At 61.2% G+C, this 21,666-nt stretch carries 20 protein-coding genes; 11 read left to right on the forward strand and 9 right to left on the reverse strand.

Translation table 11 applies throughout. The annotated features are described in order from the left end of the window. Positions 1-146: 146 nt before the first annotated feature. Positions 147-1,640 (reverse strand): CoA-acylating methylmalonate-semialdehyde dehydrogenase, encoded by a 1,494-nt coding sequence (locus tag J3P96_RS24530; RefSeq protein ID WP_434653755.1) that lies wholly within the window; start codon positions 1,638-1,640, stop codon positions 147-149. Between the two features lie 63 nt (positions 1,641-1,703). Next, positions 1,704-3,053 (reverse strand): aspartate aminotransferase family protein, encoded by a 1,350-nt coding sequence (locus tag J3P96_RS24535; protein WP_434653756.1) that lies wholly within the window; start codon positions 3,051-3,053, stop codon positions 1,704-1,706. Positions 3,054-3,174: 121 nt separating this feature from the next. On the opposite strand from J3P96_RS24535, the gene J3P96_RS24540 reads away from it, so the two are divergent. The 5 genes from J3P96_RS24540 to J3P96_RS24560 all read left to right on the forward strand — a co-directional run bounded on the left by J3P96_RS24540 (position 3,175) and on the right by J3P96_RS24560 (position 8,110). Continuing rightward, positions 3,175-4,095 (forward strand): LysR family transcriptional regulator, encoded by a 921-nt coding sequence (locus tag J3P96_RS24540; RefSeq protein ID WP_434602727.1) that lies wholly within the window; start codon positions 3,175-3,177, stop codon positions 4,093-4,095. 105 nt (positions 4,096-4,200) lie between these two features. Beyond that, positions 4,201-4,851: a TetR/AcrR family transcriptional regulator gene (locus J3P96_RS24545; protein ID WP_305497021.1), complete on the forward strand. Its 651-nt coding sequence runs from the start codon at positions 4,201-4,203 to the stop codon at positions 4,849-4,851. A 6-nt stretch (positions 4,852-4,857) separates the two neighbouring features. Beyond that, positions 4,858-5,451, forward strand: a complete 594-nt coding sequence (locus J3P96_RS24550; RefSeq protein WP_434653757.1) for an IMPACT family protein — start codon at positions 4,858-4,860, stop codon at positions 5,449-5,451. Positions 5,452-5,892: 441 nt separating this feature from the next. Beyond that, positions 5,893-6,579, forward strand: coding sequence for an SDR family oxidoreductase (locus tag J3P96_RS24555; RefSeq protein ID WP_434602725.1), 687 nt, complete (start codon positions 5,893-5,895; stop codon positions 6,577-6,579). A gap of 172 nt (positions 6,580-6,751) precedes the next feature. Continuing rightward, positions 6,752-8,110, forward strand: a complete 1,359-nt coding sequence (locus J3P96_RS24560) for an 8-oxoguanine deaminase (protein WP_434653758.1) — start codon at positions 6,752-6,754, stop codon at positions 8,108-8,110. Between the two features lie 119 nt (positions 8,111-8,229). Here the strand turns inward: J3P96_RS24560 and J3P96_RS24565 are convergent, their stop codons facing one another. Next, positions 8,230-9,321: a calcium:proton antiporter gene (locus J3P96_RS24565; protein ID WP_434653759.1), complete on the reverse strand. Its 1,092-nt coding sequence runs from the start codon at positions 9,319-9,321 to the stop codon at positions 8,230-8,232. 186 nt (positions 9,322-9,507) lie between these two features. Here J3P96_RS24565 and J3P96_RS24570 point away from each other — a divergent pair, with 186 nt between their 5' ends. Continuing rightward, positions 9,508-10,461 (forward strand): adenosine deaminase, encoded by a 954-nt coding sequence (locus tag J3P96_RS24570; protein ID WP_434626287.1) that lies wholly within the window; start codon positions 9,508-9,510, stop codon positions 10,459-10,461. Between the two features lie 117 nt (positions 10,462-10,578). Here J3P96_RS24570 and J3P96_RS24575 read toward each other — a convergent pair whose 3' ends face one another. Together J3P96_RS24575 and J3P96_RS24580 are read right to left on the reverse strand one after the other, a co-directional pair. Further along, positions 10,579-11,913, reverse strand: coding sequence for an MFS transporter (locus tag J3P96_RS24575; RefSeq protein WP_434658323.1), 1,335 nt, complete (start codon positions 11,911-11,913; stop codon positions 10,579-10,581). A 137-nt stretch (positions 11,914-12,050) separates the two neighbouring features. Then, positions 12,051-12,785: an ArsR/SmtB family transcription factor gene (locus tag J3P96_RS24580; protein ID WP_434653760.1), complete on the reverse strand. Its 735-nt coding sequence runs from the start codon at positions 12,783-12,785 to the stop codon at positions 12,051-12,053. A 321-nt stretch (positions 12,786-13,106) separates the two neighbouring features. Here J3P96_RS24580 and J3P96_RS24585 point away from each other — a divergent pair, with 321 nt between their 5' ends. Both J3P96_RS24585 and J3P96_RS24590 read left to right on the forward strand, forming a co-directional pair. Next, positions 13,107-14,120 (forward strand): zinc-binding alcohol dehydrogenase family protein, encoded by a 1,014-nt coding sequence (locus J3P96_RS24585; protein WP_434653761.1) that lies wholly within the window; start codon positions 13,107-13,109, stop codon positions 14,118-14,120. Between the two features lie 146 nt (positions 14,121-14,266). Continuing rightward, on the forward strand, positions 14,267-14,437 hold the full coding sequence (locus J3P96_RS24590; protein WP_305497035.1) for a hypothetical protein: 171 nt from the start codon (positions 14,267-14,269) through the stop codon (positions 14,435-14,437). A 1-nt stretch (position 14,438) separates the two neighbouring features. On the opposite strand, the gene J3P96_RS24595 is transcribed toward J3P96_RS24590, so the two are convergent. Both J3P96_RS24595 and J3P96_RS24600 read right to left on the reverse strand, forming a co-directional pair. Beyond that, positions 14,439-15,641, reverse strand: a complete 1,203-nt coding sequence (locus J3P96_RS24595) for a multidrug effflux MFS transporter (protein ID WP_434653762.1) — start codon at positions 15,639-15,641, stop codon at positions 14,439-14,441. A gap of 95 nt (positions 15,642-15,736) precedes the next feature. Continuing rightward, entirely contained in the window at positions 15,737-15,934 is a 198-nt protein-coding gene (locus J3P96_RS24600; RefSeq protein WP_434569917.1) for a heavy-metal-associated domain-containing protein, read from the reverse strand. A 148-nt stretch (positions 15,935-16,082) separates the two neighbouring features. On the opposite strand from J3P96_RS24600, the gene J3P96_RS24605 reads away from it, so the two are divergent. The 3 genes from J3P96_RS24605 (at position 16,083) to cueR (ending at position 19,342) form a co-directional block, all read left to right on the forward strand. Further along, the gene (locus J3P96_RS24605) at positions 16,083-16,466 is read left to right on the forward strand and encodes a hypothetical protein (RefSeq protein WP_434569918.1); all 384 of its coding nucleotides are present in this window, start codon (positions 16,083-16,085) and stop codon (positions 16,464-16,466) included. A 96-nt stretch (positions 16,467-16,562) separates the two neighbouring features. Then, the gene (locus J3P96_RS24610) at positions 16,563-18,956 is read left to right on the forward strand and encodes a heavy metal translocating P-type ATPase (RefSeq protein WP_434653763.1); all 2,394 of its coding nucleotides are present in this window, start codon (positions 16,563-16,565) and stop codon (positions 18,954-18,956) included. Next, entirely contained in the window at positions 18,953-19,342 is a 390-nt protein-coding gene (gene cueR, locus J3P96_RS24615) for a Cu(I)-responsive transcriptional regulator (RefSeq protein WP_434653764.1), read from the forward strand. The genes J3P96_RS24610 and cueR overlap by 4 nt, the downstream gene beginning before the upstream one ends. 359 nt (positions 19,343-19,701) lie before the next feature. Here the strand turns inward: cueR and J3P96_RS24620 are convergent, their stop codons facing one another. Then, the gene (locus tag J3P96_RS24620) at positions 19,702-20,595 is read right to left on the reverse strand and encodes a PA4780 family RIO1-like protein kinase (RefSeq protein ID WP_072410317.1); all 894 of its coding nucleotides are present in this window, start codon (positions 20,593-20,595) and stop codon (positions 19,702-19,704) included. A 205-nt stretch (positions 20,596-20,800) separates the two neighbouring features. Next, positions 20,801-21,592: an AraC family transcriptional regulator gene (locus J3P96_RS24625; RefSeq protein WP_434569921.1), complete on the reverse strand. Its 792-nt coding sequence runs from the start codon at positions 21,590-21,592 to the stop codon at positions 20,801-20,803. Positions 21,593-21,666 lie beyond the last annotated feature (74 nt).

Consider the following 21,666-nt stretch of genomic DNA (forward strand, 5'->3'; position numbering starts at 1 on the left):
CGTTTCGACTGCGCCGGAAGTGGGGCGAATTATAGACATCCAGAATTTGCCGTCAACCGTTATTTTCACAATTCTGTCATATCGGTCAAAAAGCCCTGTAATACAAAGGCCGGTGCCCAAGGGCACCGGCCTTTGTATTACGCCGATTACAGGCTGGGGAATGCGAACTGCGAAGCCTCGTGGCTGGCACGCTGCGGCCAGCGCTGGGTAATGGCCTTGCGACGGGTATAAAAACGCACCCCGTCCGGACCGTAGGCATGCAGGTCGCCAAACAATGAACGCTTCCAACCGCCAAAGCTGTGATAGGCAACAGGCACTGGCAATGGAACGTTTACACCGACCATCCCGACTTCGATCTCATCGCAGAACAACCGTGCCGCCTCCCCGTCCCGGGTAAAGATACAAGTACCGTTGCCATACTCGTGATCATTGATCAGTTGCATCGCCTCTTCCAGGCTGTTGACCCGGACGATACACAGCACCGGCCCGAAGATTTCCTCCTTATAGATACGCATCTCGGGCGTTACGCGATCAAACAGGCAACCGCCCAGGAAAAACCCTTCTTCATGCCCAGACACACTCAAGCCGCGACCATCGACAATCAGCGAGGCGCCTGCCGCCACACCCTCTTCTATATAACCGCTGACTTTGTCCCGATGCTGCCCGGTCACCAACGGCCCCATGTCCAGACCGCAAGACGTACCGGCACCGATCTTCAGTGCCTGGATCTGCGGCACCAACTTGGCCACCAGCGCATCCGCCACCTGATCGCCGACACATACCGCCACCGAAATCGCCATGCAACGCTCACCGCATGAACCGTAAGCTGCGCCCATCAGCGCGCTGACGGCATTGTCCAGGTCGGCATCCGGCATCAACACCGCATGGTTCTTGGCACCGCCTAGCGCCTGAACGCGCTTGCCGCGACGAGTACCTTCGGCATAGATGTACTCGGCAATCGGCGTCGAGCCAACAAAACTCAGCGCCTTCACTTCCGGCGCTTCGATCAGCGCATCCACGGCTGCCTTGTCGCCATGGACCACACTCAACACCCCTTTGGGCAGACCGGCTTCCAGCAGCAACTGGGCGATCAGCAGCGTCGAACTCGGGTCACGCTCGGATGGCTTGAGGATGAAGCAGTTACCGCAGACGATCGCCAGCGGATACATCCACAGCGGCACCATCGCCGGGAAGTTGAACGGTGTGATGCCTGCCACCACGCCCAACGGTTGAAAGTCTGACCAGGCGTCGATGTTCGGTCCTACGTTACGGCTGTATTCGCCCTTCAGTATTTCCGGCGCCGCACAGGCAAACTCGACGTTTTCGATACCGCGTTTGAGCTCACCGGCGGCGTCTTCGAGGGTCTTGCCATGTTCTTCGCTGATCAACTGGGCAATGCGCGACTCGTTCTGCTCCAGCAACTGCTTGAAACGAAACATCACCTGGGCACGCTTGGCCGGCGGCGTATTGCGCCAGGCCGGGAAAGCCGCCTTGGCGGCATCGATGGCCTGCTGGACAGTTGCGCGATCCGCCAGCGGGACCTTGTGAATTGCTTGCCCGGTGGATGGGTTGAAGACGTCGGCTGTGCGTGCGCTGTCGCTCAGCAATTCGCCATTGATCAGATGCGGGATGAGGCTCATGGGGACTCCAGACAATTCGCTCGCCAGACGCTCTTGAACGAGCGTCTCTATATAAGAAAGAAATCAGTCGATTTTATTCAGCACGTCACCGACCGCATCGAACAGACGATCCAGATCCTGCGGCTTGCTGTTGAACGTTGGCCCGAACTGCAGGGTGTCGCCGCCGAATCGCACATAGAACCCGGCTTTCCACAGGGCCATCCCGGCCTCGAACGGACGCACGATGGCGTCGCCGTCGCGCGGGGCAATCTGGATCGCCCCGGCCAGGCCGAAGTTGCGAATGTCGAGCACGTTCTTCGAGCCTTTCAAACCATGCAAGGCATTCTCGAAATGCGGCGCGACCTCGGCCACGCTTTGCACCAGGTTTTCCTTCTGCAACAGATCCAGTGCCGCCAGGCCAGCCGCACAGGCCACCGGGTGCGCCGAATAGGTATAGCCGTGGGGGAACTCCACCGCGTATTCGGGCGTCGGCTGGTTCATGAACGTCTGGTAGATTTCCGAACTGGCAATCACCGCGCCCATGGGGATGGCGCCGTTGGTGACCTGCTTGGCGATGCACATCAGGTCCGGAACCACGCCAAAGCTATCAGCGCCGAACATCGAACCGGTGCGACCGAAACCGGTAATGACTTCGTCAAACACCAGCAGGATGTTGTGCTGGTCGCAGATCTGCCGCAGACGCTTGAGATAACCCTCAGGCGGGACCAGGACCCCGGCGGATCCGGCCATCGGCTCGACAAATACGGCCGCAATGTTGGAAGCGTCGTGCAGCTCGATCAATTTCAGCAGCTCATCGGCCAGAGCGATGCCACCTTCCTTCGGCATGCCACGGGAATAGGCATTGCTGGCCAGCAAGGTGTGGGGCAGATGATCAACGTCCATCATGGCCTGGCCGAACAATTTACGGTTGCCACTGACACCGCCCAGGCTGGTGCCGGCGATGTTCACGCCGTGATAACCACGGGCACGGCCGATCATCTTGGTCTTGGTGGCCTGCCCCTTGAGGCGCCAGTAGGCACGGACCATCTTCACTGCGGTATCGGCGCACTCGGAACCGGAGTCGGTGAAGAACACATGGTTGAGGTTGCCCGGGGTCAGGCTGGTGATCTTTTCCGCCAGCTGGAACGACAGCGGATGGCCGTACTGGAATCCCGGGGAATAATCGAGGGTGCCCAATTGCCTGGCGACCGCCTCCTGGATTTCCTTGCGAGTGTGCCCGGCGCCACAGGTCCACAAGCCCGACAACGAATCGTAGACCTTGCGCCCCTTGTCATCCGTCAGCCAGCTACCCTCGGCGGCGACGATCAAGCGGGGATCGCGTTGGAAGTTACGATTGGCCGTGTAGGGCATCCAGTGGGCATCCAGCTTGAGCTGGCCGGCCAGGGAACCAACAGCGTGTTCGGGCATGTTCATCGACAAAACCTCGCAAGGTATGAGCGGCATGAAGCCAAGGCGTTCTTGCGGCTACGTTGCCACGACGATAAAGTCGGTGAAATCCAGCTTTTCTAATCTTCAGTCAGCGAATCACTAAACTATGAGCGCTCGTCGTCCCGATCCACTGGCCCAAGTCAGCGACTTCGATATCCGCTTGCTGCGCATTTTCCGCAGCGTAGTGGAATGCGGCGGATTTTCGGCAGCGGAAACCGTGCTTGGCATCGGCCGCTCGGCTATCAGCCAGCAGATGAACGATCTGGAGCAGCGTCTGGGCCTGCGTCTGTGCCAGCGTGGACGCGCGGGCTTTTCACTGACGGAGGAAGGGCGGGAAGTCTATCAATCGGCATTGCAGTTATTGAGCGCGCTGGAGAGCTTTCGCACCGAGGTCAACGGCCTGCACCAGCATTTGCGCGGTGAATTGACCATCGGCCTGACGGACAATCTTGTCACCCTGCCCCACATGCGGATCACTCACGCCTTGGCCCAGTTGAAAGAACGCGGGCCGGACGTGCAGATCCAGATTCGCATGATCGCTCCCAACGAAGTCGAACAAGGCGTGCTCGACGGGCGCCTGCATGTCGGCGTAGTGCCCCAGGCCAGCGCCCTTTCCGGACTCGAATACCAACCGCTCTACAGTGAACGCTCGCTGCTCTATTGCGCAGTAGGTCATCCGCTGTTTTATGTGGACGACCAACAGCTCGAAGACGCTCGGCTCAACAGCCAGGACGCTATCGCGCCAACCTTTCGCCTGCCCGCCGAGATCCAGGCTCACTACCAGGCACTCAACTGCACCGCCAGCGCCTCGGATCGCGAAGGCATGGCGTTCCTGATCCTCACCGGACGTTACATTGGTTATCTGCCGGATCACTACGCCAATCTATGGGTTCAGCAAGGACGGCTGCGAGCCCTCAAGCCCTTGGCACGTTTTTATGATCTGAGCCTGGCGTCGGTCACACGCAAGGGTCGCCGCCCGCACCTGGTGCTGGAAAGTTTTCTCGAAAACCTGGCGGCAACCCGCTGACATTTTTGCAGTACACGGCTTTTATGGCAGCAGCACTTGTCGGATCCGCGCCGGTGCGCTATGAACGCACTTGCCCGCCCCCACAGACCCAGCCCGGAAACGTCCATGACCTTTGAAGTTCCTGCCCATGGTGGCAAGCCTACCGGCCGTATTCGTCAGAAAAACGAGGAAACCATCCTCAGGGCCGCCGAGGATGAGTTCGCCCGCCACGGCTTCAAGGGCACCAGCATGAACGCCATCGCCCTGAAGGCGGGATTGCCCAAGGCGAACCTGCATTATTACTTCACCAACAAGCTCGGGCTCTACGTTGCCGTGCTGAGCAACATCATCGAATTGTGGGACAGCACTTTCAACTCTCTGACCGCCGAGGACGATCCAGCGCAGGCATTGACCCGCTACATCCGCGCCAAGATGGAATTCTCACGGCGCCAGCCCCAGGCATCGCGCATTTTTGCCATGGAAGTGATCAGCGGCGGCGAATGCCTGAGCGAGTATTTCAACCAGGACTATCGCGCCTGGTTCAAGGGCCGCGCGGCCGTGTTCCAGGCCTGGATCGATGCGGGCAAAATGGACCCGGTCGATCCGGTTCACCTGATTTTTCTGCTGTGGGGCAGCACCCAGCATTACGCCGATTTCGCCACCCAGATCTGCCGCGTGACCGGGCGTAGCAAATTGACCAGGCAAGACATGATCGACGCCGGCGACAATCTCATCCGCATCATTCTCAAAGGCTGCGGCCTGACACCAGACCTCTAGGACTCCATGCCTTATACCCTTGCCGGCTTTTGCGAATACCGTGAAGAAATCCGCAAAAGCCGTTTCATCACCTTCGCCGCCCCCATCACCAGCCCCGCCGAGGCCCAGGCCTTTATAGAGCGGCACAGCGACCTGGACGCCACGCATAATTGCTGGGCATGGAAACTGGGCGACCAATATCGCAGCAGCGACGATGGCGAGCCGGGCGGCACCGCCGGGCGCCCGATCCTCGCGGCCATCCAGGCCCAGGATTGCGATCAGGTGGTGGTGCTGGTCATACGCTGGTACGGCGGAATCCAGCTGGGTACCGGCGGTTTGGCCCGCGCCTATGGCGGCGGTGCGAACAAATGCCTGCAAACCGCCGAGAAGGTCGAATTGATCAGCCGCGTAGCGCTGCGTTGCCTGTGCGGTTTCGCCGAGCTGGCCCTGGTGAAACTGCGGATAGCTGAATGCGGCGGTCTGGTCCTCGCCGAGGATTTCACCGCCAACGGCGTGGAACTTCAATTGGCAGTCGGTGAAGAACACATCGAGAGCCTGCAGACGCGACTGGCCGACTTGAGTCGCGGACAGATACGACTTGAGCACCCGGCAGCCTCATGAAAAAGCACAGGTTTGCCCACATGCGCTGTGCACCTGCCTGTGGATAACCTGGGCGCATCCAGCTGTAACCCTTCTGTCATGCGGGTTTTCGAGCATTGTTCGTTTTTCATACAAAAATTCGCCGATCCGGCGAATACGTCAAAAAACAAATGGTTGCGATGCTTTATCACCTTTAGAAGAAAGCCGCACAGGGCTTATGCCCGACTTTCAGGCTTGCGCACAATAACTGTGGAGCAACCTGTGGATAACCCGTTCATGGCTCCAGCGGCCCCAAGAACAGCATGGCTTGCAGCCATCTGATCATTTTTAACCAGACATTATAAGGACCTGAACCTGATCGAAACCGCATAACCGCTCCCGACACGTTGTGCCGCAAGCTGAAACAACCGCCCGGGCAATGTTGTCCATTAACTCCGTGACTTTTCTTTCAAGGAAGCATTCATGAATTCGGCAAAAACCGCATTGATCATCGGCGCCTCTCGGGGACTGGGCCTCGGCTTGGTGAAGACGCTTCTGGGTGATGGCTGGAACGTGACCGCCACGGTACGTAACCCACAGAACGCCGAGGCCTTGAAGGCGCTGGGCCCGGTTCGAATCGAAAAGCTCGACATGGACGACCAGCAAGCCGTCATCGCCTTGAGCCAGCAGCTCAGGGACCAGACCTTCGACCTGTTGTTCGTCAATGCCGGCGTCAAAGGCCCCGACAACCAGAGCCCGGGCGGCGCAACGCTGGCTGAGGTCGGTCAGCTGTTCTTCACCAATGCCGTGGCACCGATCAACCTCGCCCAACGCTTCGTCGGGCAGATCCGCGACGGCAGCGGCGTGCTGGCCTTCATGAGCTCGGTGCTGGGCAGCGTGACCATGCCCGACGCCCCCGAACTGGCGCTGTACAAGGCCAGCAAAGCCGCGCTCAACTCCATGACCAACAGTTTTGTCAGTCAGCTGGGCGAGCAGGCATTGACCGTCCTGTCGCTGCACCCGGGCTGGGTAAAGACCGACATGGGCGGCGAAGGCGCGGCCATCGATGTCGAGACCAGCACCCGTGGGCTGATCGATCAGGTCAATGCCTTTGCCGGCAAGGGTGGGCATCACTTCGTCAATTACAAAGGCGAGACGATTCCCTGGTAATCCCCCCCATACCCCTGGAGCATCCATCTTGCAGGACTTTTGTCGGGCACTGGAAATGTGTCCGGGAACCTGAGTACACTCCGAACCGCGCCCTCCGAGGCGCCCCTGGATCAGCAGACAGGGCATCACTGAGCTGGCTAACCTGAACCCACTTTCAGAGGAGCCGGCCACCATGCCCGCGACCCGTACCTGGTTAAAAAATCCCCTCGCCATTTTCACGGCCAACGGCCTCGATGCCCGTGGCGGTCTCGTCCTGCAGGACGGTGTGATCGTTGAGCTGCTCAGCGCCGGGCAACAGCCCGCACAGCCTTGTGACACCGTGTTCGATGCTCGAGAACATGTGATCCTGCCGGGGCTGATCAACACCCATCATCACTTCTACCAGACCCTGACCCGCGCCTGGGCCCCCGTCGTAAGCGAGCCGTTGTTCCCATGGCTGAAGACTCTCTATCCGGTGTGGGCGCGGCTGACTCCGGAAAAACTCGCGCTGGCGAGCAAAGTCGCGTTGACCGAATTGCTGTTGTCGGGTTGCACCACGGCGGCCGACCACCACTACCTGTTTCCCGAAGGACTGGAAAACGCCATCGATGTGCAGGTGCAATGCGTCGGTGAGCTGGGCATGCGCGCAATGCTGACCCGTGGTTCCATGAGCCTGGGCGAGGCCGACGGTGGCTTGCCGCCGCAGCAGACCGTGCAGCAGGGCCAGGTGATTCTCGACGACAGCCAGCGACTGATCGCTCAATACCATGAGCGCGGTGCCGGCGCGAAAATCCAGATTGCCCTGGCGCCTTGCTCGCCGTTTTCGGTCACGCCCGAGATCATGCGCGCCAGCGCCGAGCTCGCGGAAAAGCTCGACGTACGCTTGCATACCCACCTGGCCGAAACCCTCGACGAGGAGGACTTCTGCCGGCAGCGCTTCGGCCTGCGCACCGTGGATTACCTCGACAGCGTCGGCTGGCTGGGCCCACGTACCTGGCTGGCCCACGGCATTCATTTCAATCCTGACGAAATCGCCCGTCTCGGCGCCGCCGGAACCGGCATCTGCCATTGCCCCAGTTCGAACATGCGCCTGGCCTCGGGCATTTGTCCGACGCTTGAACTGACCGCAGCCGGCGCGCCATTGGGCCTTGGGGTAGACGGCTCGGCGTCCAACGATGCGTCGAACATGCTGCTGGAAACCCGTCAGGCGCTATACATCCAGCGCTTGCGCTATGGCGCGCAAGCGATCACGCCGGAAAAGGTGCTGGGCTGGGCGACCCGGGGCTCGGCCCAATTGCTGGGGCGCAGCGACATCGGCGAACTGGCAGAGGGCAAACAAGCCGACCTGGCGATGTTCAAGCTTGATGAGTTGCGCTTTTCCGGCAGCCACGATCCGATCTCGGCCCTGCTGCTGTGCGGTGCTGATCGGGCGGACCGGGTGATGGTCGCGGGTCAGTGGAGAGTGATCGATGGACAGGTCGAAGGGCTGGACCTGAAGGGCTTGATTGCCGACCACAGCCAGGCGGCGCGGGAGCTGATCGCGGGTACCTGACCCAACCAGAAAACCTGTGGGAGCGAGCCTGCTCGCGATAGCGGTTTCATATCCGGCACTGATATTGACTGACCTGGCCTCATCGCGAGCAGGCTCGCTCCCACAGGACTGTGACAGGCTTAAAGACCGAGCAACGACAACATGATAAACGTGGCAAACAGCACAAAATGGGTCATGCCTTCGATGGCGTTGGTTTCGCCATCATTGAGGTTGATGGCGCTGACGATCAGGGTGATGAAGATCATCACCGTCTGCACCGGGGTCATCGCCATCTGGAAAGGCTGGCCGGTGTAAAGCGCCATGGCTTCCATCACCGGCACCGTAAGGATCACGGTGGACAGCGACGCGCCCAAGGCGATGTTCACCACCGACTGCATGCGATTGGCCAAGGCTGCGCGCAGGGCGGTGAGAATTTCCGGCGCAGCGGAGATGACCGCCACCAGAATTGCCGTGACCACCGGCGGCGCGCCGGAGCCTTCCAGCCCGAGGTCGATAGCCTTGGACATGACTTCGGCCAGCGCACCGATGACCACCACGCCGAACACCAGTGCGCCGATGGAAAACGCCAGGCTGATGGGTTTCGGCTCGGCTTCCACCGGTTCTTTCCTGCGGCGTTTTTCCGGGTAGCTGTAGCTGAAGAAATAGCTGTGTGGCCCCACCTGCATGCGCAAGAACAAGGTATACAAGACGATCATCGCGCCGATGGTGAATGCCGAATAATGCTTCCAGTTTTCCTGCGGAATAAACTCCGGCACCACCATCGACACGCCCATGGCGGTGAGGATCATCACGCTGTAGGTACGCGCCGAATCGTCGTTATAGACCTGCTCGCCGTGCTTGAGCCCACCCATCAGCGCCGCCAGCCCGAGAATGCCGTTGATATCGAGCATCACCGCCGAATAGATCGTGTCCCGTACCAGGGTCGGCGACGCCTCGTTACTCATCATGATCGCCAGGATCACCACTTCCACCAGCACCGCCGACAAGGTCAGGATCATCGTGCCGTAAGGATCGCCGACCTTTTCCGCCAGCAACTCGGCGTGATGGGCCACGCGCATGGAGGCCGCGACGATGAAACCGATCAGCACCAGGCCGCCAACCAACGCCACGACCTGCCCGCTGCCCAGCAGCCAATGCTCCAGCGGGTAGGCGACAAAAGCGGCAACCAGGGCCAGCAGCAGCAATTTTTCTTGCTTGATCAACGTCAGCATCGTGGGCCTATCGCCATGGACGGGTCATGAGCTACTAGACTGTGACGTGACGGGAACGTTTCCTTCGGATGTGCCGTAGCTGTCGTTCAGGCTTGCGCGGTTAGTGGATCAGCCGGTCAGGTTTTACCAGACATCGGCGTCCACCCCTGTAGAATGCCGCCATTGATTCGCTGATGAGAAAAAACCATGTACGACTGGCTTAACGCCTTGCCCAAGGCTGAACTGCACTTGCACCTGGAAGGCTCGCTGGAGCCCGAGCTGCTGTTTGCCCTGGCCGAGCGCAACAAGATTGCCCTGCCTTGGAACGACGTGGACACCCTGCGCCAGGCCTATGCCTTCAACAATCTGCAGGAGTTTCTCGACCTGTATTACCAGGGCGCCGACGTGCTGCGCACTTCCCAGGATTTCTACGACCTGACCTGGGCCTACCTGCTGCGCTGCAAGGCACAGAACGTGATTCACACCGAACCGTTCTTCGATCCGCAGACCCACACCGACCGGGGCATTCCATTCGAAGTGGTGCTCAACGGTATTGCCGCCGCCCTCAAGGACGGTGAGCAACAACTGGGCATCACCAGCGGGCTGATCCTGAGCTTCCTGCGTCACCTGAGCGAAGAACAGGCGGAAAAAACCCTCGACCAGGCGCTGCCCTTCCGCGACGCGTTCGTGGCCGTCGGCCTGGACAGCTCGGAGATGGGCCACCCGCCGAGCAAGTTCCAGCGGGTGTTCGACAGGGCGCGCAATGAAGGCTTCCTGACCGTCGCCCATGCTGGCGAAGAAGGCCCCCCCGAGTACATCTGGGAAGCCTTGGATCTGCTGAAAATCCAGCGCATCGACCACGGCGTGCGAGCCATCGAAGACGAGCGGTTGATGCAGCGGATCATCGACGAACAGATCCCCTTGACGGTTTGCCCGTTGTCCAACACCAAGCTGTGCGTGTTCGATGATATGTCGCAGCACAACATCCTCGACATGCTCGAACGCGGCGTGAAGGTGACGGTGAACTCCGATGACCCGGCGTACTTCGGCGGCTACGTCACCGAGAACTTCCACGCATTGCACACGCATCTGGGCATGACCCAGGACCAGGCCAGGCGGTTGGCGCAGAACAGCCTGGATGCGCGGTTGGTGAAACCTTAAGACTGGCGTTCAGCCCTGTGGGAGCGAGCTTGCTCGCGATGGCGGTCTATCCGTTGACATCAATGTTGAATGTCGGACCGCTATCGCGAGCAAGCTCGCTCCCACAGGGGATTGTATTTAGTCAGCGACCGTCGCCTCGCTCAGCTCCTCCAGCGTCTTGCCCCGCGTCTCCATTCCAAACAACCAGACCACGCCCGCCGCCACGGCAAAACACAGGGCGCCAAGGGCGAACACTCCGCCCTGCCCGGTGATCGGAAAGACCAAGCCGGTCACCAGCGGTCCAAGCAGCGAACCGATGCGACCGACCGCCGAGGCAAAGCCCGACCCCGTGGCTCGCGCCGAGGTGGGATACAGTTCCGGGGTGTAGGTGTAGAGCACTGCCCACATGCCGAACAGGAAAAACTGCATCAGCAGCCCGGAGCTGATCAGCAGCGTGACGTTCCCGCCAAACACCGCGCTCTGGCCATAAAGAAATGCCATGACCCCGCCGCCCAGCAGCGTGATGACACACACCGGTTTACGCCCCCACCGCTCCACCAGCCAGGCCGCCATCAGGAAACCGGGAATCCCGCCGAGGGAAATCAGCACCGTGTAATAAACCGACTGGGTCACCGCAAACCCCGACTGCTGCAGCAGCGCGCTGAGCCAGGACGTCAGCCCGTAGAAGCCGAGCAAGGCAAAGAACCAGACGCTCCAGATCATCATCGTGCGCTGGCGGTACAGCGGTGACCAGATCTGCGCCAGAGCCGAAAAGAAATTGCCGGGCGCCGTCGACAGCGTCGGCAGGCGAATCGGTTCGGGCAGGTCCTGGCGACCCAGCGAGGCCCGGACCTTGTCTTCGATCCGCTTGAGTACGGCATCCGCCTCGGCGCCCCGCCCCGCCTGCTCCAGCCAACGTGGCGACTCGGGGATGAAGAAGCGAATCACCAGGACGAACACTGCGGGCACCGCCAACACCAGGAAAATGTCCCGCCAGCCGATCAGCGGCAGCAGGAAATACGACAGCACCCCCGCCGCCACGAAGCCCAGCGGCCAGAAGCCATCCATCAAGGCGATGTAGCGTCCGCGCTGCCTCGCCGGTATCAGCTCCGAGAGCATCGACTGGGCAATCGGAAACTCCATGCCCATGCCGACGCCCAACAGGATGCGAAACAGCGTCAGCGTCTCCACGTCCTGGGCGGTGGAACACAGGTAACTGGCGAGCCCCCACAAGACGATGCTCCACTGGAACACCGGTTTGCGTCCGAAGCGATCGGCAAGCATTCCCGACAACGAGGCGCCCAGCACCATGCCGAAAAAGCTTGAACTGGCCAGCAAACCGGCCTGGGCGGCGCTCAAGCCGAACTCGGTTCTGATCGAGCCCAGCAGGAACGTCATCATGGCCAGATCCATGGAATCAAAGAAAAAAGCCAGCGCGATAATAATGAAGATGACCCGGTGATAGCCGCTCATGGGCAACCGCTCAAGACGTTCCGCTGCACTGTAAACGTGAGTGTCCACTATTGCGCTCCCCCCATCCGATAGAACCCCGGACCGAGTGTGCGCGAACCTCACGGGCGGCTATTGCTGATAACGACCTGCGTACCGCTCTAGAGCGCCATTTCCAGAACCTCTTGCCTGGCGAATCGATGGATTTCCTGTTGACCGAGCGCGGTTACCTGCAACGCCCTGGAGTCGCTGGGCAGGCTGAGCCAGCCGGACTGCATGAACAATTGCAGCAATGCCGCCCCCAGCGCCCCTCCCAGATGTGGACGACGTTCGCTCCAGTCGGGGCAGGCGCAGGCCATACGAGTCTCGCGATGAGCCAGTGCCTGGATGAACAGACCTCGCCCAGCCAGTTGGCTGGCACCTTTATGCGTGACGACCACCCGATGCTCAAGCTGTTCGAGCCATCCGGCTTCCAACAGCCGCTGATACAGGTCCGCCGCCAGTGTGCCTCCCAGGTGGTCATCGCAAAGCCTGGCCCGCATCAACGAGGCAGGCGCCGTTGGTGTCCTGGTTGGCATGAGGCTGCGCTTGAAGACTTCCGGAACCTGTCGCGGCGTGCTGGCCAGGGTTGCGCTCGCCAATGCATCAACGGCAGCGCCGATCTCGGGTGCCGCCAGGCGAAAAAACCGCTTGCGGCCACGGATTTCGACCTTCACCAGGCCACCGGCAGACAGACGTCCCAGATGGGCATTGGCCGAGGATGGCGAAAGCCCGGCCAGCAAGGCCAACTCTTCAGCTTGCCGGGCCGTACCGTCCATCAACGCCCACATCATTGCGCTGCGCTTGGGGTCGGCCAGCAGCGTGGCGATCTGGCTGATGCAAGGTGCATGTTCCATGTATTCACTCCCTGTTGAATCGTTCGTCTACTGCTCTGGGCGTACTGAGCCGTAATGAGGTGCCGGCCGGTTCCTGGCCGGTTGCAGCCGTGCTCGATGCCATGCCGATACACTCGGCCGCTAGTATAAGCGCGCGGATCACGGTTGCCTGTCCTCCGGAAACCTTTGGAGGCGATTGTTCGTGAGGGAAAAGTCTCTATTTATCCGCGACTATGGCCATTATCAAAAAATCATTGAAAGAGCCTGTCGCTCCAGCTGCTTTAATCTCGCGTCTGAATAGCCAAACATGGGCTTCATCGAACCCCCTTACGGAGCTGCTGTATGAAAGCCATCGCGTATTACCAATCGCTGCCTATCACCCACCCGCAGTCGCTGCAGGACATCGAACTGCCCGAACCGGTTGCGGGTCCCCGAGACCTGCTGGTGGAGGTCAAGGCCATTTCAGTCAACCCCGTCGACACCAAGGTCCGCCAGAACGTCCAGCCCGAAGCAGGCGCGGCCAAGGTGCTGGGTTGGGACGTGGCCGGCGTGGTCAAGGCCGTAGGCAGCGAAGTCACGCTGTTCAAGGCCGGAGACAAGGTGTTCTACGCCGGTTCGATCGCCCGGGCCGGAGGCAACAGCGAGTTGCACGTTGTCGATGAGCGCATCGTCGGTCATATGCCGACAACCCTCGGTTTCGCCGAAGCGGCCGCATTGCCGTTGACCGCTATCACCGCTTGGGAATTGCTCTTTGATCGATTGCAGATCAAGGAAGGCCAGAGCGATCTGGGCCAGAGCCTGCTGATCGTCGGCGCCGCCGGGGGTGTGGGTTCGATCCTGACGCAACTGGCCCGCCAACTCACCGGACTGAACGTCATCGGCAGCGCTTCCCGGCCGCAGACCCAGGAATGGGTGCAAGGCCTTGGCGCCCACCTTGTCGTGGATCACAGCCAGCCGCTGAGCGAAGCACTGAAGGAGGCGGGCCAGGCCCAAGTGACCCACGTCGCCAGCCTGACGCAGACTGATCAGCACCTCGACCAACTGGTCGAAGCCCTGGCGCCCCAAGGCAAACTGGCACTGATCGATGATCCCAAATCGCTGGACGTGACCAAGCTCAAGCGCAAGAGCCTGTCGTTGCATTGGGAGTTCATGTACACCCGTTCACTGTTCGAGACCGTCGACATGCTTGAACAACACAAGCTGCTCAACCGCGTGGCCCGACTGATCGATGCCGGCACGTTGAAGACCACGGTGGGCGAACACTTTGGCACCATCAATGCCGAGAACCTGCGCCGGGCTCACGCGTTGCTGGAAAGCGGCAAATCCAAGGGCAAGATCGTGCTAGAGGGCTTCTGACTGCAGCGGGCAGTTGCCCTGCAAACAATCCTGCTGGGGGCAACTGCACCGTTAGTCCGACAATTGACCGTCGTCACAACTGCGCTGGCATTCGGGTCTACACTCGAGGCCTTTGCAACGCAATCTTTTACGTGAGGAGGTCAGCAATGAAGATCCTGATAAAAGAAGTGGCAAAATCCCAATGGCAAGTGCGTCTTGACCAGCACGTCGTGACCTTTCGCTCCGAAGCCGAAGCCCAGGCTTTCGCCGCGACCTTGCAAGCGCGCATCCATGCGCCGCATCAATTTCCCGAACATCAGCAACGTGCCGCCAGCTGACTCAGTTTTGCTGGCCCGCCTGAGCGAGCGCCCGGGCGTTCTGCAGCCGACGGGTCAGCATCGCGGCACCCACCACCAATAGTCCGCACAGGCTGATTACTATCGCCATCGGCACTGCCGTGCCGTCATGCAGCGCCGCCACCAGTGCGGCGGCCCCGGCGGCTACGGAAAACTGCAGGCACCCCAGCATCGCCGAAGCGCTACCGGCCCGGGCTCCCTGCCCGTTCATGGCGCAGGCCGATGCATTGGGAAGGATGCAGCCAAGGCTGGCGATGCAGATGAACAATGGGATCAGTAACGGCCACAAACGCTCCGGCTGCAAGGCGCTGACAGCCAGTAAACTGAGCCCGGCTATCCAGTAGACCCAGACGGCGCGAGCCAGCAAAAATGCCGGGCCTCGCCTGGACAACAAGCGGGCATTGACCTGGGCCACCAGAATGAAACCCGCCGCGTTGGTACCGAACAACCAGCCGAAGTGTTCGGCCGGTACGCCGTAAAGCTTGATGAAGACAAATGGCGAACCGGCGATGTAGGCAAACATCCCGGCAATCGCGATGCCGCCCGTCAGGGCGTGCCCCAGGAAAACCGAGTCTGTGAGAAGCCGACCGTACTGACGCAACGCGCCCGATAACGGTTGCCGAGGTACGTGGGCCGGCAAGCTCTCCGGGAGCCACAACGCGACGGCCGTCGCCGCGAGCGCGCTGAACAAGGTCAGGCCGATGAAAATCGATTGCCAACCGTACAGGTTCACCAGCAAGCCGCCGAGCATCGGCGCCAGGATCGGCGCCAGGCCCATCACCAGCATCAGTTGCGAGAACACCTTGGCCGAGCCCACCGCGTCGCATTTGTCGCTGACTACCGCCCGGGAGATCACCATCCCGGCACAGCCGCCCAACGCCTGGACGAAGCGAGCGCCAATCAGCCATTCGAGACTGGGCGCATAGGCACAGGCCAGCGATGCCACGGTGAACAGGCCGACGCCTGTCAGCAGCGGGATACGTCGTCCAAAGCGATCCGCCACCGGCCCGTAGGCCAGTTGCCCGAGGGACAGCCCGAGGAAGTAGGCGGCCAGGGTCAGCTGGACATGGTTTTCATCGGTGCCAAAGGCGATCGCCATTGCCGGGAAGGCCGGCAGATAGAAATCGATCGCCAAGGGACCAAAAGCGCTCAAGGCGCCAAGAATCAGAATGGTGCGGAGGTTCATCGGGCGTCCAGCTCAGGCGTCAGTCGGCAGCCCGACAGTCTAGCCGGGCTTGGCGCTCTTGAACATTCCGATAGCTCGCTAACGATTGAAAAGTTTCAAGCAAGACTGGCTTCGTAACCCTCTTCCCTGATTGCCTCGATTACGGTATCGGACGACAACTTGCTTTGGACCTCAACAGTCTTGGCGCCCAGATCTACCTTTACCTCGGCGTCTGGGTCCTTGGCTTGAAGAGCCTGGGTGACGGCCTTTACGCAATGACCGCAGGACATGCCTTGAACATTGAAGATCTGCATGAAAATGACTCCTTGGTTTGAGGTTGTGCGCAGTTTCAAGCTTGCCATCATGGCAAGGTCAAGTTCTGACGGAAACTGCCGGGCTGGCATTCGGCAGCGCGCTCGGCCAAGCTGCACACATCAAGGATTTAATACCGGAGGTTCAGCCATGCGCTGGTCAGCGTTCAGCCTGTTTTGCATGCTCGGTTTTTCTGCATTGGTGCCCCAGGCATCGGCCGCCGGCGAAGATTTCGGTGTGCTGATCATTTCCCGCGAGCGCCTGGAAGTGTCGACCAGCTGCGAAATCGGCATCTACATTCAGGACCAGCTCGCGGCCAGGCTGTTCCAGGAGCAGAGCACTTCATTCAATTTGCCGCCGGGGCAGTTCTCCTTGCGTCTGAAATTGCTGCCAGGCCAGGCGCCGGGCTGCAACCCAGGCATGCTTGCCCCCGGTTCGCAGAACATCACGCTCAAGGCCGGCGACATCCTGAAGTACCGCATCGCCATGACGCATGAGGGCATGTACCTCAAGCAGGCTGATCTCGGTTACTGACCCCACAAGGGTCCACCCAAGCTTTTGAACTGGTGCTTGACCTTGCCTGCGTGGCAAGGTTGATCCTGTAGTCACTCACTACAGGGAGCCTGTCCGATGTCCGAGTCCACCACCTTCGATCTGCCGATTTCCGGCATGACCTGCGCAAGCTGTGCCGGGCGCGTCGAGCGAGCCTTGAGCAAGGTCGCCGGCGCTAGCGCCGTCAGCGTCAACCTGGCAACGGAACAGGCGCGGATCCAGGCCCCGCAGGGAAGCCTGCCGGCGTTGATGCAAGCAGTCGAGCAGGCAGGTTACAGCGTTCCCGTCCAGACCCTGGAGTTGAGTATCGAGGGCATGACCTGCGCCTCTTGCGTTGGCCGGGTCGAACGGGCGCTGGGGAAAGTTGACGGGGTGAACCGGGCCAGTGTCAATCTCGCCAATGAGCGAGCACACCTCGAATTGCTCGGGCAGGTTGATCCGCAAAGCCTGATCGATGCAGTCAAGCGCGCCGGTTACGACGCCAGTGTCTGGCAAGTCGAGCAGCCTCGAAAAACCCAAGCCGATCAGCTGAGCCGCGAGCGCGTAGCCCTGGTGCTGGCGATTCTGCTGTCGATCCCGCTGGTATTGCCGATGCTGTTGCAGCCGTTCGGCGTGCATTGGATGCTGCCGGCCTGGGCGCAATTCGCGCTGGCGACGCCGGTGCAATTCATCTTCGGTGCGCGGTTTTACGTCGCGGCGTTCAAAGCCGTCCGCGCCGGCGCCGGAAACATGGACCTGCTCGTTGCCCTGGGCACCAGCGCCGGCTATGGCTTGAGCCTCTATGAGTGGGCGATGGCCCGACCGGGGAGCATGCCGCACCTGTATTTCGAGGCGTCGGCCGTGGTGATTGCCTTGGTGCTGCTGGGCAAATACCTGGAAAGCCGCGCCAAACGACAGACCGCCAGCGCCATCCGCGCCCTCGAAGCCTTGCGACCGGAGCGGGCGATTCAAGTGGTCGACGGCCAGGAACGGGACGTCGCCATCAGTGCCCTGCGCTTGAATGATCTGGTGCTGGTCAAACCCGGCGAGCGCTTCCCGGTGGACGGTGAAGTGCTCGAGGGCCAGAGTCACGCCGACGAGGCGTTGATCAGCGGGGAAAGCCTGCCCGTGCCGAAGCAGCCCGGTGACCAGGTCACTGGCGGCGCGATCAATGGCGAAGGGCGCCTGCTGGTGCGCACCCGGGCCCTGGGGGCCGAGACCGTGCTGGCACGCATCATTCGCCTGGTGGAAGACGCCCAGGCCGCCAAGGCGCCGATTCAGAAACTGGTGGACAAGGTCAGCCAGGTCTTCGTGCCGGTCGTGTTGCTTCTGGCGCTCGCAACGTTGTCGGGCTGGTGGCTCTACGGTGCGCCGCTGGAGACGGCGCTGATCAACGCCGTCGCCGTGCTGGTGATCGCCTGCCCCTGTGCCCTGGGCCTGGCGACGCCGACGGCAATCATGGCCGGCACTGGCGTGGCCGCCCGCCACGGCATTCTGATCAAGGATGCCGAGGCGCTGGAGCGTGCCCATGAAGTCGGCACGGTGGTGTTCGACAAGACCGGCACCCTGACGTCCGGCACGCCACGCATCGCCCATCTGGCCGCGCTTGACGGTGATGAGGACGCACTGCTGAACATGGCCGGCGCCTTGCAACGCGGCAGCGAACACCCGCTGGCCAAAGCGGTGCTGGACGCTTGCGCCGAACGCGGCCTGAGCGTAGCGGATGCCAGCGATAGCCAGTCCCTGACCGGTCGCGGCATCGCCGGTAGCCTCGACGGGCGCCGCCTGGCCCTGGGCAATCGTCGTCTGCTGGAAGAGCTGGGCCTGCCCCCCGGTTCGCTGGCCGAGTCGGCGCAAGCCTGGGAAACCGAAGGCCGAACCCTCTCCTGGCTCGTCGAGCAAGGCGCAACGCCTCGGGTCCTGGGCCTGTTCGCCTTCGGCGACACCCTCAAGCCCGGCGCTCTGGCGGCGGTCGAGGCCTTGAAGCAACGTCACATCGCCAGCCACCTGCTCACAGGCGACAACCGGGGCAGCGCTCGGGTCGTTGCCCAGGCATTGGGAATCGCCAACGTCCACGCCGAAGTGTTGCCGGGCGACAAGTCCGCCATCGTTCAACAACTGAAAGCCCACTCGGTGGTGGCGATGGTCGGCGATGGCATCAACGACGCTCCGGCCCTGGCCGCCGCGGACATCGGCATTGCCATGGGCGGCGGCACCGACGTGGCGATGCAGGCCGCCGGCATCACCCTGATGCGCGGCGATCCGCGCCTGGTACCGGCGGCGCTGGACATCAGCCGCAAGACCTACGCAAAAATCCGTCAGAATCTGTTCTGGGCGTTCGTCTATAACCTGATCGGCATTCCGCTGGCGGCGTTCGGTTTGCTCAACCCGGTGTTGGCCGGCGCAGCCATGGCGCTGTCGAGCGTCAGCGTGGTGAGCAATGCATTGTTGTTGAAGTTCTGGACACCCGCGCATCTGGAGGACAAGCGATGAACATTGGCCAGGCAGCCCGCCAGAGCGGCCTCAGCGCAAAGATGATCAGGTACTACGAATCCATCGGCCTGCTCAGGGCAGCCCATCGCACGGACAGTGGTTATCGGATCTATGGCGCCGATGACTTGCACACATTGGCATTCATCAAGCGCTCCCGGGATCTGGGGTTTTCCCTGGAAGAGGTCGGCAAGTTGCTGGCTTTGTGGCAGGACCGTCAACGCGCCAGCGCCGACGTAAAGGCCCTGGCCCGGCAGCATATCGACGAACTGAACCAGAAAATCCGTGAACTGGCCGAACTGCGCGACACGCTCCAGGACTTGGTGGAGCACTGCCAGGGCGATCATCGCCCGGACTGCCCGATCCTCAAGAAATTGGCGTCGGGGTGATGTAGACCTGGTACCTCCTGTGGGAGCGAGCCTGCTCGCGAGGACGGCGGCCAATGCATTGATGCAAGCTGATCCACCGCTTTCGCGAGCAGGCTCGCTCCCACAAGGATTCAAGCTGATCATCAAAAACCCGGCCTCGGCCTGATGCGATTCACTCAAGGCACCGACAAACCCGTGGCGAGGGAGCTTGCTCCCGCTGGGCCGCGAAGCGGCCCCAAAACCTGCCAAATGCGGAGCATCAGATACACCGTACCCGCAGATTCACGACTGCTTCGCAGCCGAGCGGGAGCAAGCTCCCTCGCCACAGGGCCATCACTGTGGACCGCATTACGGCCATGGCCGGGTTTCAGGTCAACCGATTACTGCATCCACGGCGGAGGCGGCTCTTCGGTCTTGCCGGGTGGCGCATCGTCAGCGGCGCGTACGGCCTGGCGGCGCTCTTCATCCAGGCGCGCGGCCTCGATTTCGCGCATGATCCCGCCGACATCCGCCAGTTCTTCCGGCTCGTCGAACTCACCGGTCAGCACGCTCGCCGGGTGCAGGGTGCCTGCTTCATACAGGGCCCACATTTCCTTGGCGTATTTGGTGCGTTTCAGCTCCGGGGCAAACCGACCGAAGTAGGACGCCATGTTGCCGACGTCCCGCTCCAGCATGCTGAAGGCGTGGTTGTTCCCGGCAGCGTCCACCGCTTGCGGCAGGTCAATGATGACCGGCCCCGTCGGCGTCAGCAGCACGTTGAACTCCGACAGGTCGCCGTGCACCAGACCGGTACACAGCATCAACACGATCTGGGAAATCAGAAAAGCGTGATACTCGCGGGCCTGATCCGGCTCCAGCACCACGTCGTTGAGACGCGGCGCCGCATCGCCGTATTCGTCGGCCACCAATTCCATCAGCAGCACGCCCTCGAGGAAGTCATACGGCTTCGGAACCCGCACGCCGGCGCTGGCCAGCCGGAACAGCGCGGCCACTTCAGCGTTCTGCCAGGCGTCTTCGGTTTCCTTGCGGCCAAACTTCGAGCCTTTAGCCATGGCCCGGGCCTGACGGCTGTTGCGCACCTTGCGGCCTTCCTGGTATTCGGCCGCCTGGCGAAAACTTCGCTTGTTCGCCTCCTTGTAGACTTTGGCGCAACGTAGCTCGTTGCCGCAGCGCACCACATAAACAGCTGCTTCTTTACCACTCATGAGTGGGCGCAGCACCTCGTCGACCAGACCGTCCTCGATCAGGGGTTCAATGCGTTTTGGAGTCTTCATCAGCTTTTATTCTGGGTCCTTTATTACCAAACACGCGAATGACAGGTCGTTATACGGCAATCCTCCCTCCACGGGGAGGGGGTCCGACCTATGAACCCTGAATGCACACACTGTGCCGGGTCGGACAACCGAGCCAAATCATAGTCGAGACCGGGCGTGGGGTTGCTCAGTGAATAGCAAGCGGTTGCGACAAGAGCCAAACGAGTCAGCGCTTGAACAGTTCCCCCGGCGTAAAACCGAACAGTCCCTTGAATGCCGCAATGAAAGCGGACGTCGAATCATACCCACAGGACAAGGCCGCGCTGGTCACGCTATCGCCCTGTTCCAGCGATTCCAGGGAAGACAACAGGCGCATGCGCTGGCGCCACGCACGGAAGCTCAAGCCGGTTTCACGCTGGAACAGGCGCATCAAGGTTTTTTCCGACGTGCCCAGGCGCTCGGCCCAGGCTTGCAGGGTCACGCTGCCTTCGGGTTGCTCGATCAATTCGTTGCACAGTTCCAGCAAACGAGCATGACGGGGCAATGGCAGAGAAAAGCCCACTTCCGGCAGCGCCGCCAATTGGTCCAGCAGCACTTGGACCAAGCGTGTTTCCTGGGTCTCGCCCTGTGGGTAAGCGGCGGGAAACTGGCAGAACACTTTGATCAGCTCCCGCGCCAGCGGTGTAACTTCGAGCACCCGGCAACGATCTTCGGCCCACGGGCACGCCTGGCGATGGACGTAAAGACTGCGCATTTCCGCGCGCATGGACGTCACGACCTGATGCTCCAGGTCGGCCGGGATCCAGATGCCCCATTGCGGTGGCGCGAAGAAGCTGCCTTCGGCCGTATGGACGCCGAGCACGCCACTGATCGCGTAGGAGAATTGCACCCAATCGTGGCGATGAGCCTGGGTCCACGAACCGGCATTCAGACTTTCGACCCGGGCATAAAGCGGCCGAGGCAGCTCCGTCAGGTCCGGAATACGTCGTTCGAGCTGTTGGTGTCCGTTAGTCGGCATTGATTGGCCTTATGTCGCAAGACGACTGGGTAGACCGACGTTAGGCTAAGACGACTCTTCTTACAATCCACGGT

Source organism: Pseudomonas sp. R3-56 (assembly GCF_051132075.1).
In the GTDB taxonomy this organism is placed as follows: Bacteria; Pseudomonadota; Gammaproteobacteria; order Pseudomonadales; family Pseudomonadaceae; genus Aquipseudomonas.